The sequence below is a fragment of the Pseudomonas grandcourensis genome (genome assembly GCF_039909015.1).
GTDB classification, from domain to species: Bacteria; Pseudomonadota; Gammaproteobacteria; order Pseudomonadales; family Pseudomonadaceae; genus Aquipseudomonas; species Aquipseudomonas grandcourensis.
On record NZ_CP150919.1, the window covers coordinates 2,784,065 to 2,797,385 of the forward strand.

At 61.3% G+C, this 13,321-nt stretch carries 12 protein-coding genes and 1 tRNA gene; 8 read left to right on the forward strand and 5 right to left on the reverse strand.

Features of this window, described 5'->3' with window-relative positions:
• Nucleotides 1-11: 11 nt before the first annotated feature.
• Both AABM52_RS12570 and psrA read right to left on the reverse strand, forming a co-directional pair.
• Nucleotides 12-1,307 (reverse strand): MFS transporter, encoded by a 1,296-nt coding sequence (locus AABM52_RS12570; RefSeq protein ID WP_347912064.1) that lies wholly within the window; start codon nucleotides 1,305-1,307, stop codon nucleotides 12-14.
• A gap of 131 nt (nucleotides 1,308-1,438) precedes the next feature.
• Nucleotides 1,439-2,530, reverse strand: a complete 1,092-nt coding sequence (gene psrA / locus AABM52_RS12575; protein ID WP_347912066.1) for an iron-containing alcohol dehydrogenase PsrA — start codon at nucleotides 2,528-2,530, stop codon at nucleotides 1,439-1,441.
• 268 nt (nucleotides 2,531-2,798) lie between these two features.
• Between psrA and AABM52_RS12580 the strand changes: the two genes are divergently transcribed.
• From AABM52_RS12580 to AABM52_RS12590, 3 genes are all read left to right on the forward strand, one after another.
• Nucleotides 2,799-3,422 (forward strand): NIPSNAP family protein, encoded by a 624-nt coding sequence (locus tag AABM52_RS12580; protein WP_347912067.1) that lies wholly within the window; start codon nucleotides 2,799-2,801, stop codon nucleotides 3,420-3,422.
• 231 nt (nucleotides 3,423-3,653) lie between these two features.
• Entirely contained in the window at nucleotides 3,654-4,034 is a 381-nt protein-coding gene (locus AABM52_RS12585; protein WP_008021538.1) for a RidA family protein, read from the forward strand.
• A 231-nt stretch (nucleotides 4,035-4,265) separates the two neighbouring features.
• Nucleotides 4,266-6,254, forward strand: a complete 1,989-nt coding sequence (locus AABM52_RS12590) for a U32 family peptidase (RefSeq protein WP_347912068.1) — start codon at nucleotides 4,266-4,268, stop codon at nucleotides 6,252-6,254.
• 105 nt (nucleotides 6,255-6,359) lie between these two features.
• On the opposite strand, the gene AABM52_RS12595 is transcribed toward AABM52_RS12590, so the two are convergent.
• Complete coding sequence (locus AABM52_RS12595) at nucleotides 6,360-6,788, reverse strand: hypothetical protein (protein ID WP_347912620.1); 429 nt, start codon at nucleotides 6,786-6,788, stop codon at nucleotides 6,360-6,362.
• Between the two features lie 321 nt (nucleotides 6,789-7,109).
• Between AABM52_RS12595 and AABM52_RS12600 the strand changes: the two genes are divergently transcribed.
• Together AABM52_RS12600 and AABM52_RS12605 are read left to right on the forward strand one after the other, a co-directional pair.
• A tRNA-Gln gene (locus AABM52_RS12600) sits at nucleotides 7,110-7,184 on the forward strand.
• Nucleotides 7,185-7,462: 278 nt separating this feature from the next.
• On the forward strand, nucleotides 7,463-7,891 hold the full coding sequence (locus tag AABM52_RS12605) for a TOBE domain-containing protein (RefSeq protein WP_347912069.1): 429 nt from the start codon (nucleotides 7,463-7,465) through the stop codon (nucleotides 7,889-7,891).
• Nucleotides 7,892-7,976: 85 nt separating this feature from the next.
• Here the strand turns inward: AABM52_RS12605 and AABM52_RS12610 are convergent, their stop codons facing one another.
• Complete coding sequence (locus tag AABM52_RS12610; protein WP_347912070.1) at nucleotides 7,977-8,639, reverse strand: glutathione S-transferase family protein; 663 nt, start codon at nucleotides 8,637-8,639, stop codon at nucleotides 7,977-7,979.
• A gap of 157 nt (nucleotides 8,640-8,796) precedes the next feature.
• Between AABM52_RS12610 and AABM52_RS12615 the strand changes: the two genes are divergently transcribed.
• A complete protein-coding gene (locus AABM52_RS12615) occupies nucleotides 8,797-9,729 on the forward strand; it encodes a GlxA family transcriptional regulator (protein ID WP_347912071.1) in 933 nt (310 codons plus the stop codon).
• A 101-nt stretch (nucleotides 9,730-9,830) separates the two neighbouring features.
• On the forward strand, nucleotides 9,831-10,805 hold the full coding sequence (locus AABM52_RS12620) for a nitrilase-related carbon-nitrogen hydrolase (protein ID WP_347912072.1): 975 nt from the start codon (nucleotides 9,831-9,833) through the stop codon (nucleotides 10,803-10,805).
• A gap of 68 nt (nucleotides 10,806-10,873) precedes the next feature.
• Here the strand turns inward: AABM52_RS12620 and AABM52_RS12625 are convergent, their stop codons facing one another.
• Entirely contained in the window at nucleotides 10,874-11,380 is a 507-nt protein-coding gene (locus tag AABM52_RS12625) for a DoxX family protein (RefSeq protein WP_347912073.1), read from the reverse strand.
• Nucleotides 11,381-11,765: 385 nt separating this feature from the next.
• On the opposite strand from AABM52_RS12625, the gene AABM52_RS12630 reads away from it, so the two are divergent.
• Nucleotides 11,766-13,268 (forward strand): aldehyde dehydrogenase family protein, encoded by a 1,503-nt coding sequence (locus tag AABM52_RS12630; RefSeq protein WP_347912074.1) that lies wholly within the window; start codon nucleotides 11,766-11,768, stop codon nucleotides 13,266-13,268.
• Nucleotides 13,269-13,321 lie beyond the last annotated feature (53 nt).

The following is a 13,321-nucleotide window of genomic DNA, read 5'->3' on the forward strand; positions in this document are numbered from 1 at the left end:
CGGCCGGGTGTTCAACGCCTGATGAACAGCGCCACCGACGCGCTGCAGAGACAGGCAGCGGTGACCACGATGAAGATCAGCGAGGTGTTGCCGGTACTGTCGAGCATACTGCCGATCAGCGGTTCCGCCAGGCCGGCAAACAGGTAGGACGAGAAGTTCATCACCCCGGTCGCGGTGCCGGCACGCTTGGCGCCCACCAGGTCCGGGCACAGCGCCCAGAAGCTGGAAGCGGGGCCGTACACGAAGAAGCCGCAGAGGAACAACGCCACAAGGCCGGTTGCGCTGTGGGGGGCAAGGGTCCACATCCACAAACTGGTCGCCGCACCGAGGAACATGTAGAGCATGATCGCCAGGTAGCGTCTGGAGCCGAACAGCTTGTCCGAGATCCAGCCGTTGCTCAGCGCGCCGATGGCCATGCCGACGGGAAGGGCCACGGTGATCCACTTCGGATCGATCATGCTGTCGCCGGTCTTCCAGTTGGCGCCCAGGAAGTGCACCGGCACCCAGACGATCAAACCGTAGCGGGCGGCGTTCTGGAAACCCAGGGACACGGCGGCGATGATCAGGCGAAAGTTTTTCAGAACAGCTTTGTAACGCTGCGCGGACGTTTCGACTTCGCCATGGGCCACTTCATGGCTTTTGTCCTCGGCGTTGGCCACGCCAGTGTCGGCGAGCGGTTCGAAACCCAGGTCCTGCGGACGCTCCCGTGCCACGAGGTAGAAGATGATGCCGCCCGCCAGCATGAGCAGCACGGGCAGGCGGAAGATCCAGCGCCACTCCAGATGCATCACTTCCAGTACGACGATCGAGGTCACGTAGGACAGCACCGACGCGCAGCCGGCTGCGAACACATACAAACCGTAGACCTTGCCGCGCTCGCCCGCGCTCCACCAGTTGGAGATCAGCCGACTGCCCGGCGCCCAGCCCAATGCCTGGAAGTAGCCATTGATGCCCCAAGGCAAAATCAACGCGGCAAAGTTGCTGGCGAAACTGGTCACCCAGTTGGCGCCGCACGACAGCACCGCGCCCATGGTCATGATGCGTCGGCCACCGAACTTGTCGGCGAGGTTGCCGTTGATGGCCTGGCCAATCGCGTAGGCCCAGAGCATGGCGGCCGAGGCCCAGCCAAGGTGCTCTTTGGTAAAGCCGAACTCGGCCTGGATACCCGGGATGGCGAAACCGAACGTTTGTCGTCCGGTGTAGAAAAACAGATAGCAAAACATGGCTGCCAGCAGCATGCGCCACTGGGCGACGCGAAACGATGCGGTGTGTACGGCGAGACCTGGCATGGTTTGGGCACGATTCATGATCTTTTCCTTATTCTTGTTCGTTCCCTGCGAGTTGCATCGCAGGGTGCACTCTTTTTCAGGTGCAGCAGGAAATCGTCGCGGCTCGTTACGCCGCTGGCAGTGTAGTGACTTTGGGGGGCCGGCGAGCCCTAGGCCGCTCGTGAACCGATGAAGTTCTTGCCGCGTGCGCCCTGCAGGGCGAAATCGATCATGGTTTGGGCCTCTTCGGCCGTCACGCCGTAGTCGGCGAACTCGGTTTTCACCTCCAGGCTGTGCAGGAAGGCGCGCAATCGGGCCTGGGCCTTATCCAGGTCTGGCCCGAAAACCCGCTGCAGGGTCTTGTCGCGCGTCTCGTCGTGACCCCAGGCAAGGCCCAACACCAGTGGCAGGGTGAAGGAGCAGGCAATGCCATGGGGCAGGCCGTAGCGCAAGGTCATCTCATAGGAAATGGAGTGGGCCAGCGCGGTTTTGGTGTTGGAGAACGCCATGCCGGCCTTGAGTGCGGCGAGGGCCATCCGTGAACGCAGTTCCTGGCTCGACAGGTCACGCCGCAGCAAGGGCAGGCATTCGAGTATGTCCTCGATGGCGGAGATGGCGAAGGTGTCGGAAAGCGGGTTGGCGTTGATGTTCCAGATCGACTCCAGTGCGTGGGACAGTGCATCCAGCCCGGTGGAAACGGTGACGCTGGCCGGCACGGTGAGCATCAGTTGCGGATCGATGATCGCAACCTTTGGCCAGGTACAGTCCAGGTGCAGGGAATATTTCTTGTGGTTGGCTGCGTCCCAGATCGTCGCCCAGGGTGTGACTTCACTGCCGGTGCCTGCCGTGGTCGGGGCCGCGATCAGCTGTTTACTGCGAACCGGAACGAAGGGTTTACCGCTTGCCAGCAAGGCCAGCAGTTCATCGAAGCGGCCTGACTCGGTGCCGACAATCAGCGCCTTGGCGGTGTCGATCGCACTGCCGCCACCGACGGCAATCACGGCATGGCAATCGCCGGCCTCTTGCCAGAAACGTTCATAGGTCGCGCGAAGTTGCGCGACATCGGGATTGGGCTGGACATCCTCGATCACGTAGACCAGGCGTTCGCCCAACAGTGCTTGAAGGCGATCCACCAGCCCCAGGCCACGGGCTTCGGGAAAGGTCACGACGGCAACGTTCTGGTGTTCGGTGATAGCGGCAAGCTCTTGCAGGCTGCCCCAGCCGAAGCGGGTATCCACTGGATTGTGAAATCGGGCGGTCATGGCGGGTCCTTGGTTTTTGTTGTTGGAAGTGACGCCATGCTCGCGGTCCACGGACTACTGCACAAATCGATAATTCGCAGGTTTGAATCGGCTGGGCCGATAACGGCCGATTGGAAGGGCGTGGCTGATGCTTCGCTTTCAATCCCAATAAAGAAACTACCTAGCACACTGCGGCAAATGCCGTTGCCGATGGGGTTCGTCTCAATATCTCGCTGGCGGGGGCTGCCCTAGGCTGTGTGCTTTTGGCAAACCGGGGGGCGGAGTTGTTATGCGTTTATTTGAACTGATTACTTTCACTGTGCGGGTGCGCACGGTTGCGCAAGCGTTGGCGCAGATCGAGGCGGCGCTGGACGACCCGAAAGTCGGCGGCACGTTGATAGGCTGCTGGGCCTCGGAAATCGGCCAGTTGAATCAGATCGCGATGCTGCGCGGCTACGCCGACGAACACTCGAGGCAGGCGGAGCGCGAGCGTTTCCTGTTGGGGGGCGGGGCGTTTGGCGTCAACGAATTCATCACCGATCTGCGCATCGAAAACTACACGCTGTTTCCTTTCCTCGAACCCTTGAGCGCGGGACCGCACGGTCCATTCTACGAACTGCGCGTCTACGACCTGGTCAGCAGCGGCTTGCAGCCGACCCTCGACGGCTGGAGCAAAGCCATCGAGGCGCGAACCGCCGAACAGTATTCGCCGGTGTACGCAGCGTTCTACGCCACCGACGGTGCGCTGCCGCGCTATCTGCACATCTGGCCCTGGACCACCCTGGAACAGCGCCTGCAAGTACGCACCCAGGCGGTCGCCGACGGCGTCTGGCCGCCGGAAAACTCCGGCCCGCAACTGCGTGATATGCGCTCGACGATCTACCTGCCCGCGAAGTTCTCGCCCTTGCAATGACGAGGGCTCGGCTCGACCGGGGCCTCAGAAACGATCCAGCCGGTACGGCGCAGTCGCCGGCAGGTCGTGAGGCGGGGCGTCGGTCAGGGGCGAGGCCAATTGCGTGCCAGTACCGCCAGGCCACCGGTCACGAACAGCCGCCCGGGCTGGATTAGCGACGTGCCGCCAATGGCCCTGTAAACTGGCCGCGCACAAGGCGCCAGCCTCATCACTTCAAGCAAGAGAGTCCTCATGGCAAACCACGACCTGACCTTTACCCCCGATCCCGATGCGGATTCGATTTCCTCCGACGTCGTCGGTTTCGGTGGCGTGCTGGTCTCCACCCAGATCCCCACCCGCGCCGACGGCAGCCTGGAACTGGGCGACATCACCCTGCAAAGCGAATGCACCCTGCAAGCGCTGAAGGTCGCGCTGGAGCGTGCCGGCAGCTCCATGGACCGCGTGATGCACCTGACCATCTACCTCACCGACATGGCCGACCGCGCCGCGTTCAACGAGGTCTACAAGCGCTACTTCGCCAAGCCATGGCCGGTGCGCGCCGCTGTCGGGGTTGCCTCGTTGGCGGTTGAAGGCATGCGTGTGGAAGTGACCGCGATGGCGGCCAAGGCCTAAACACAGCAACACACGCAAAACCCCTGTAGGAGCGAGCCTGTTCGCGATGACGGCGTGTCAGTCGACAGCCATTTTGACTGACCTGCCGCTATCGCGAGCAGGCTCGCTCCTACAGGGGGGTAAGGCACGCCAGGCCTGCCCGAAACGCCACCTGGCAGCATACGGGTGCCGGTCAGGCGTTTCGCCGCTACAATGCACGCCTCGACCGTGACAAGCCTGACTAAAAAAATTATGTCTTTGCCCAAACATCACCTGGAATTGCTCAGTCCTGCCCGCGATGTGGCCATCGCCCGCGAGGCCATCCTGCATGGCGCCGATGCCATCTACATCGGTGGCCCGAGCTTCGGCGCCCGCCACAACGCCTGCAACGAAGTGAGCGATATCGCCCAATTGGTGGAGTTCGCCCGTCGCTACCACGCCCGGGTGTTCACCACCATCAACACCATCCTGCACGACAACGAACTGGAGCCGGCCCGCAAGCTGATCCACCAGTTGTACGACGCCGGCGTCGATGCGCTGATCGTCCAGGATCTGGGGGTGATGGAGCTGGACATTCCGCCGATCGAACTGCACGCCAGTACCCAGACGGATATCCGCACGCTGGAGCGGGCGAAGTTTCTCGACCAGGCCGGTTTCTCGCAACTGGTGCTGGCCCGCGAGCTGAATCTCCAGGAGATCCGCGCGATCGCCGATGAAACCGACGCGGCCATCGAGTTTTTTATCCATGGCGCGTTGTGCGTGGCGTTTTCCGGTCAGTGCAACATTTCCCACGCGCAAACCGGGCGCAGCGCCAACCGTGGCGACTGCTCCCAGGCCTGTCGTCTGCCGTACACCCTCAAGGACGAAAAGGGTGGGGTGATCGCCTACGAAAAGCACCTGCTGTCGATGAAGGACAACAACCAGAGCGCCAACATCCGTGCCCTGGTCGAGGCCGGCGTGCGTTCGTTCAAGATCGAAGGCCGCTACAAGGACATGGGCTATGTGAAAAACATCACTGCCTACTACCGCCAGCGCCTCGACGCCGTGCTCGAAGACCGCCCGGACCTGGCCCGAGCCTCCAGCGGCCGCACCGCGCACTTCTTCCTGCCCGACCCGGAAAAAACCTTCCACCGTGGCAGCACCGATTACTTCGTCACTGACCGCAAGATCGATATCGGCGCCTTTGACTCGCCGACCTTCACCGGTCTGCCGGTGGGTGTGGTCGAGAAAGTCGCCAAGCGTGACATGCAGGTCGTGACGCACGAGCCGCTGTCCAACGGCGACGGCCTCAACGTGCTGGTCAAGCGCGAAGTGGTGGGTTTCCGCGCCAACATCGCCGAACCCAAAGGCGAGTTCGAGGAGGACGGCGAGAAGCGCTATCGCTATCGCGTCGAGCCCAACGAGATGCCGGAGGGCATGTACAAGCTGCGCCCCAACCACCCGCTGAATCGCAATCTCGATCACAACTGGCAACACGCGCTGCAAAAGACCTCTGCCGAGCGCCGCATCGCCCTGAATTGGGTCGCTCGCCTGCGTGAAGAACAGCTGGAACTGACCGCCACCAGCGAAGAGGGCATCAGCGCCAGCGTTACCCTGGCCGGCCCGTTCGGCGCCGCCAACAAGCCGGAGCAGGCGCTGGAGCAATTGCAGGATCTGCTCGGCCAATTGGGTACCACGCAGTACCACGCCATCGATATCAAGCTGGACGCGCCGCAGGCGTACTTCATCCCGAACTCGCAGCTCAAGGCCTTGCGTCGCGAAGTGATTGAAGCCTTGACCGAAGCGCGGATCGCCGCCCACCCGCGGGGCAGCCGCAAGGCCGAAACCACGCCGCCGCCGGTGTACCCGGATTCGCACCTGTCGTTCCTGGCCAACGTCTACAACCAGAAGGCCCGCGACTTCTATCACCGCCACGGCGTCAAGCTGATCGACGCGGCCTACGAGGCCCACGAGGAAACGGGCGAGGTGCCGGTGATGATCACCAAGCACTGCCTGCGGTTCTCCTTCAACCTGTGCCCGAAACAGGCCAAGGGCGTGACTGGCGTGCGCACCAAGGTCGCGCCTATGCAGTTGATCCACGGCGATGAAGTGCTGACGCTGAAGTTCGACTGCAAGCCTTGCGAGATGCACATCATCGGCAAGATGAAGGGCCACATCCTCAACCTGCCGCAACCGGGCAGCGTGGTCGGTCACATCAGCCCAGAAGACCTGCTCAAGACCATCCCGCGCTCACCGCACTGAGTGACCGGTGAGTGCGCCGCAACGGCGCGCTCACCTGTTCCGGCTTGAAACCTGCTTTTGCTCAAGTCTGGACGCTGGCGACAAACCTGGAGCTGGCGGTCGACACTATCCACAGGTTTCGGCGACGGCCTTTTCAGCTCGTTTGAATTCCTGTTTGACGTCGGTGGGGATGCGTTGCTTTTTCATTTCCTGACCGAGAAAGGGTTGTTCGCCTCGAGACTGGACCTCAGCGTCCTCGGCGGTTATCTGCGCCTCGATGGCAGCGGCGTGCTTGTCGATGACGGCATCGACCTCGGCTTCATTCCTGGCGGTATCGAGTGCCAGGACCAACTGGCCAGCCTCGGCTTTTTCGGCTTCGGCATAGGCTTCGACCGTCAACCCGGAGGCCAGGGCTCGCGCCTGGGTTTCCAGGCCATTGAGATGCTCCCGGGCGGCCTTGCAGACCGCTTCCTGTCGCTGGTCCTGGATGTGTTCCCAAGTGTTCAACCCATACATCGCTGTCCCGAGTACCAGAAGGGTTGCAGCGGCCCCCATTAATTTGCCTTTCACTTTTGGCGCCCTCAAATGGCAAGGGAAGGGTGTTGCACAAACGATTCCCGATTCAATTCGAGTTAGGAAAAGCGTAGCAGAGCTGTTCGGGGTGAATGTGCGCCGATAACTCCCCGGGATCCGGCTCGACACTAAGCGCCTGTTTTAATGAACAATTTTTTTTGATTGGGCTTCCCATAAGAGGAAAAGGTTGGTAAATTTGCGCCCACTCTTGCACCGGCCCTCAGGGAGCCAGTCGCGAGGGCAGGCAACAGGTCCTGTTGCCACTCAAGAAAGCGAGTGCCAGGCACTCATCGCAACAGATACAGGGGCGTCGCCAAGCGGTAAGGCAGCAGGTTTTGATCCTGCCATGCGTTGGTTCGAATCCAGCCGCCCCTGCCATTTTTTATTCCCGCATAACCAGATAACACTCGACCGACGGTGATTATTCGTCGATTCGCTAGTATTTGCGTTCGTTCTCCCTCTCCCGGATGTTCTCTCGCCAACCAGACTCCAGCCAAGGCTCGCGGGCGTTTTTTGGCGCGCTTGAAAAATATTTTCTGAGTTGATCTGGCCGTCCGTCACTGTTCCAGAGCAGCGCTGTAGTTGTTTCTACATAGCGCTTACACTGATGATGCCCGCCGTTTCCTAACTTTAAAGTCAAGAAAAGGACGCCTCACATGAAAGTCAGTGCACGTAACGTATTCAAAGGCAAAGTCAGCCAGGTCCAGCCCGGTGCGGTCAACGCCGAAGTGGTTCTGACCCTGGCGGGCGGCGAGCAACTGGTTGCCGTCGTCACCATGGAAAGCATCAAGAACCTGGGCATCGCCGTCGGCAAAGAAGCCGTCGCGCTGATCAAGGCGCCTTGGGTGATGTTGATGACCGAATCGAGCGACATTCGCCTGTCGGCACGCAACTGCCTGGAAGGCAAGGTACTGAGCGTTACCGATGGCGCGGTCAACGCAGAGGTGATCATCGAGTTGGCAGGCGGTTCGAAGGTCTATTCGATCGTGACCCGCGATGCCGTGGCAGAACTGGGGTTGGCAACCGGCGTCAGCGCCACCGCAGTGATCAAGGCTTCCCACATCATCCTGGGCGTTCCGGCCTGATCAAACGCAAGCATTGTTCACTGATCCCCGTGACCCATGTCCTGATGGTTCACGGGGATTTTTCGTTTTGGCCTTTCGATCATCATTACCGAAAGCGCTCCGGGATGGCTTCGGCAAACGGATACCAGGAAAAATATGGCCTTGCCTCGTCGATCACCCGCTTGACCGAGGGTCTTTGGGTCAACCTGTCGAAATAAGCACTCAAGTGGCGATGATCGTCGGGAAAGGGTACGAGGGTGCTGGCATAGAACAGCGCCGGGGCGGCGGCGCAATCGGCCATGCTGAAGGAGGGGCTGGCTGCCCAGGTGTTTGCGGCCAACTGGCGTTCAAGCATGCCGTACGCCGTCATCAGCGCAGCGCGTTCGCGAGTCAGGTCGCCGTTTGCGGCATTGATTCGGTCAGCGACGATCTTCTGCATCGGCACCTGGACGTGCAGGTCGAAAAAACGATCCCACAGGCGGACTTCCAGCGCGGCTTGCCAATCGTCCGGAATCAGATGCGCCTGGCCGGGATGAAGCCGGTCCAGGTACTCAATGATCACACTCGACTCGGGTACGTCCCGTTGACGGTCGTGATCACGGATCACCGGGAATTTGCAGAGTGGCCAAAGTACTTGTAGCTCGGCCCGGTCAGCCTCGTTACTCAGGTCGATGATCCTTTTTTCAAACTCGATTTCCAGTTCATAGAGCGCGATCAGCGCTTTGTGGCAGAACGATGAGAGCGGATGGAAATAAAGAGTCAGCGGCATCCTTCAATTCCTCGGTGAGATGGAAACCAGTTGATTATCCGTCGCCATCGGCCAATGCGCGAGGTGCTCCACTCTGGTGTCCGACGCCTGCTGATCGGGTTAGAGTACAAGTCTCTGGCCTGAACTTCAGGCATGCCACGTTTAGGGTCATATCGCCATGCACCAGATCGGACTCATTGTTTACCCCGGCTTCCAGGTTCTGGGCCTGGCCATGTGTGCCGCCTTCGAGTTGGCCAACAGTGCCGGTGACGAACCGTTGTACCGCATTGCCTTGCTGTCCGAGCCGGGTGGCCTGGTGCAAACGTCCGCCGGTTTTGCTGTGCAGACCGAAGCGTTCGACCAGCGCAGGTTCGATACGCTGCTGGTCCTGGGCGACAACCTTATCCGCCCGACCACGCCGGGCATGCTGGAGTTTCTGCGCCGCGCCAGCCTCAGCACCCGGCGTCTGGGCTCGATTTGCACGGGGGCGATTGCCTTGGCGGAGGCGGGTTTACTCGACGGGCGAAGGGCGACCACCCACTGGGCGCATGTGCCGGCGTTTCGCAAGGCGTACCCGAACGTGAAGGTCGAGGAAGACCGGATCTTCATCAACGACGGCAACGTCTGGACGGCTGCCGGCATGAGCGCGTGCGTGGATCTGGCGCTGGCCCTGGTGGAGAACGATCTGGGCGCCGATGTGGCACGCAAGGTAGCGCGGCAATTGGTGGTGTACCACCGGCGTTCGGGCGGGCAGTCGCAGTTTTCGGTGATGCTGGAACTGGCCCCCAAGACCGATCGCATACAGGCCGCGCTGAACTACGCCAAGCAGAATCTCAAGTCCGCGCTGTCAGTCGAAGAACTGGCCAACGCGGCCAACCTCAGCCCTCGGCAATTCAGCCGGGTGTTTCATGCCGAAACCGGCCAGTCTCCGGCCAAGGCCATCGAAAACCTGCGGGTCGAGTCGGCCCGGCTGATGATGGAAACCGGACGGCACTCCATCGATGTGGTAGCGACGGACACCGGCTTTGGTGACCGGGAACGTATGCGTCGGGCTTTTATTCGCGCGTTCGGGCAGCCGCCGCAGGTGATTCAGCGTGCCAGTCGGGGCTGAATCGTGATGTCCTGAAAGGTGGTGTATACGACATTCGGGTCTTTATATTATTGGCGTAATCTTAATCTCGTTGAAACTTTTCCCTCAATGAGATCACCGCCATGACCCTCGTCAAAGCCGCCGCCGTACAAATCAGCCCTGTTCTTTACAGCCGTGAAGGCACCGTCGAAAAAGTGGTGCAGAAGATTCTCGAACTTGGCGAGAAGGGCGTGCAATTCGCCGTGTTCCCGGAAACCGTGGTGCCGTACTACCCGTACTTTTCCTACGTGCAGTCGCCTTTCGAAATGGCCGCCGAACACCTCAAGCTGCTGGACCAGGCGGTCACCGTGCCTTCGGCCGCCACCGATGCCATCGGCGCTGCGGCCAGGCAAGCGGGCATGGTCGTTTCCATCGGCGTCAACGAGCGCGATGGCGGCACGCTGTACAACACGCAGTTGCTGTTCGATGCCGACGGCTCGTTGATCCAGCGTCGACGCAAGATTTCCCCGACCTACCACGAGCGCATGATCTGGGGCATGGGCGATGGCTCCGGCCTGCGGGCCGTCGACAGCGCGGTCGGGCGCATCGGGCAACTGGCCTGCTGGGAGCATTTCAACCCGCTGGCCCGTTATGCCTTGATGGCCGATGGCGAACAGATCCATGCGGCAATGTACCCGGGGTCGTTTGCAGGTCCCCAGTTTGCCTCGCAAATGGAAGTCAGCATTCGCCAGCATGCCCTTGAGGCCGCGTGCTTTGTGGTCAACTCCACGGCATGGCTGTACCCCGAGCAACAGGCGCAGATCATGGCCGACACCGGTTGCGCCATCGGCCCGATTTCCGGCGGTTGCTTTACGGCAATCATCAGCCCGGATGGCTCGGTCCTGGGTTCGTTGCAGGAAGGTGAGGGCGAGGTGATCGTGGACCTCGACATGGGCCTGATTGACAAGCGCAAGCGCATGATGGATTCCCGCGGCCACTACAGCCGCCCGGAACTGCTGAGCCTGCTGATCGACCGCACCCCGCAATCCCATGTGCATGAGCGCAGCGTGCATCCGAAACTGGCCGAGCAGTCCGGTCTGGAAGAAGTGATGGGTTAGTTCCGGGTAAACAAAAAGGGGACTTCATGGAAGTCCCCTTTTTGTTTGTCTGCGTTGCAGCTTTCGTTTCAGCGACGCCAGATGAAACGCGCCAACAGCGCATCGATGCTGAACTTGCCGGCACCCGACAGCAGCAGCGGCGTGAGGGCCACAAGGTAGATCAAAGGCAGCTTGAAGTTGCCATAACCCTTGTTGCTGATGGCATAGCCTTGAGCGAGTTCACTGAGGCTGTGCCAGTCGGCGGGCCAATGCACGGCGGCGGTTGCGACGAGGGTCACCACCATCAGGCTCAGCGCCGAAAAACGCGTACCCAGGCCCACCAGCAAGGTAATGGCGAAGATCAGTTCGGCCCACATCGACAGTTCCCAATTCAGCGTCGCTGGCAGGTGGTCAAACGGAAACGGGAAGCGCGCCTGGATATCGGTGAACCAGTTCTGGCCGTTGAATTTTTCCAGGCCGGACTCAAGGAATTCCCAGGCGAGGAACACCCGTAGTGCCAGAGGGGCAACCCAGTCGCCGGCACGGTCGAGGTTCAGGTGCAGGCCTTTGACGGCCGAAGAAATGGAGGTGCTCATGGACGTTGCTCTCTTTCAGGTCAGGGCGGCGGGGCAACGGCATGCCCCGTGGGTTGAGCGTTTTGATCGGCGTGGCCAATCGACAGGCGTATTTCATCAATGGGGTGTATCTGCGGTGTGTCGTTGTGGCGGGGTTTTGAGTGCGGGGTGTGTCTGGGGCGGGGCTGTATACATTGAGATACGTAACCGGTACCCCTGTGGGAGCGAGCTGTGGCGAGGGGGCTTGCCCCCGTTGGGCTGCGAAGCAGCCCCAAAACTTCTGATGTATCGAAGATCTTGTGAGTGCTGCGCACTCAAACGGGGGCAAGCCCCCTCGCCACAGCTCGCTCCCGCAGGGAAATTGCTATACATTTTCCGGCCGCCCACAGCATGGTGATACCGCTTCATGTCCCTCGCGCTCGAACGTCTAGTCGCTGGCACGCCGATCCCTTTTGCCGGTAATCGTGTCACTGTCGTCAGCCCCGAACTGGCGCAACGCTTTCAGCCCGGTGACCACCTGCTGGTGGAGCAGGTCAGCGGCGAGTTGCTGTTGATCCCCGTGGCGGACCAGCAAGCGGCCAACGTAGCGATCGAGCGCGCCCAGGCGGCATTTACCGCAATGTCGGCGGTTTCCGATCAAGCCATCAGCGCCTTCTTCGACCTGTTTGCCCAACGCCTGGAGACCCCGGAATGCTGGGCCTTGATCGAAGCCGCCAACCTGGCCGACATCGAACGGGCCAAGGCGCGCGGTCGCTCGACCACCCGGTTGCTGGCCGATGAGCGCATGCGTCGCGACATGATCGCTGGTCTGCGTGCTTGGCGTGATGCAGCCGCCAGCCGTGGCAAGGTGATCAGTTGCGTCGAGCACGATGGCTGGAAGGTCGAGCAAGTGGTCTCGCCGCTGGGCATCGTCGCGTTCGTCTTCGAAGGCCGGCCGAATGTGTTTGCCGACGCGGCCGGTGTATTGCGCACCGGCAACACCGCCGTGCTGCGCATTGGCAGTGATGCGTTGGGCACCGCCCAGGCGATCGTCACCCACGCACTGAACCCGGCACTGAGCGACGCCGGCTTGCCGGCCGGTGCCGTGTCGCTGGTGGAAAGTGTCAACCACGCCGCCGGTTGGGCGATGTTCGCTGACCGGCGCCTGTCATTGGCGGTGGCCCGTGGTTCGGGTCGCGCCGTCAGCCAGTTGGGCAGCATTGCGCAACAGGCCGGCACGGCGGTCAGCCTGCACGGCACCGGTGGCGCGTGGCTGATTGCCGACGCCGATGCCGACGTCCCTCGTTTTGCCGCGGTGGTGCGCAACTCCCTGGACCGCAAAGTCTGCAATACCCTGAACGTCTGCCTGATTCACCGCGACCGTGCCGCTGAGCTGGTGCCGCTGTTCCTCGACGCACTCAAGCAGGCTGGCACCGCACGGGGGCAGGGCTGCAAGCTGCACATCGTCGAAGGCAGCGAGTCGTATCTGCCGCAGGACTGGCTGGCTGCAACGGTCCAGGTGTACCGCGCCGAAGGCTATCAGAGCGAGGCGCAGGCCGAGCCGCTGCCGGAAGATCAATTGGGCCGTGAATGGGAGTGGGAAGAAACCCCGGAAGTCAGCCTGAAGATCGTCGACGACCTGGACGGTGCCATTGCCTTGTTCAATCGCTATAGCCCGCAATTCACGGTGTCCTTGATCAGTGAAAGTGCCGAGGCCCAGGAGCGTTTCTACAACGCGGTCAACGCGCCTTTTGTCGGCAATGGCATCACCCGTTGGGTCGACGGCCAGTACGCGCTGAACAAGCCGGAACTGGGGCTTTCGAACTGGGAGAGCGGACGCCTGTTTGCTCGCAGTGCGATTCTCTCCGGTGATGGCGTGTTCACCATTCGTAGCCGCATGACCCAGGTCGATCTGGGCGTCAAACGCTGAGATGGCCGAGTCTGTGACCGCTGCAAGGGCGGTCACTTTTTTGCAATGGCGGC

Excerpts from the sequence above, each read along its gene's own strand:
- AABM52_RS12570 (WP_347912064.1), bottom strand. The coding sequence starts at position 1,307 with ATGAATCGTGCCCAAACCATGCCAGGTCTCGCCGTACACACCGCATCG.
- psrA (WP_347912066.1), bottom strand. The coding sequence starts at position 2,530 with ATGACCGCCCGATTTCACAATCCAGTGGATACCCGCTTCGGCTGGGGC.
- AABM52_RS12580 (WP_347912067.1), top strand. The coding sequence starts at position 2,799 with ATGCGTTTATTTGAACTGATTACTTTCACTGTGCGGGTGCGCACGGTT.
- AABM52_RS12585 (WP_008021538.1), top strand. The coding sequence starts at position 3,654 with ATGGCAAACCACGACCTGACCTTTACCCCCGATCCCGATGCGGATTCG.
- AABM52_RS12590 (WP_347912068.1), top strand. The coding sequence starts at position 4,266 with ATGTCTTTGCCCAAACATCACCTGGAATTGCTCAGTCCTGCCCGCGAT.
- AABM52_RS12595 (WP_347912620.1), bottom strand. The coding sequence starts at position 6,788 with ATGGGGGCCGCTGCAACCCTTCTGGTACTCGGGACAGCGATGTATGGG.
- AABM52_RS12605 (WP_347912069.1), top strand. The coding sequence starts at position 7,463 with ATGAAAGTCAGTGCACGTAACGTATTCAAAGGCAAAGTCAGCCAGGTC.
- AABM52_RS12610 (WP_347912070.1), bottom strand. The coding sequence starts at position 8,639 with ATGCCGCTGACTCTTTATTTCCATCCGCTCTCATCGTTCTGCCACAAA.
- AABM52_RS12615 (WP_347912071.1), top strand. The coding sequence starts at position 8,797 with ATGCACCAGATCGGACTCATTGTTTACCCCGGCTTCCAGGTTCTGGGC.
- AABM52_RS12620 (WP_347912072.1), top strand. The coding sequence starts at position 9,831 with ATGACCCTCGTCAAAGCCGCCGCCGTACAAATCAGCCCTGTTCTTTAC.
- AABM52_RS12625 (WP_347912073.1), bottom strand. The coding sequence starts at position 11,380 with ATGAGCACCTCCATTTCTTCGGCCGTCAAAGGCCTGCACCTGAACCTC.
- AABM52_RS12630 (WP_347912074.1), top strand. The coding sequence starts at position 11,766 with ATGTCCCTCGCGCTCGAACGTCTAGTCGCTGGCACGCCGATCCCTTTT.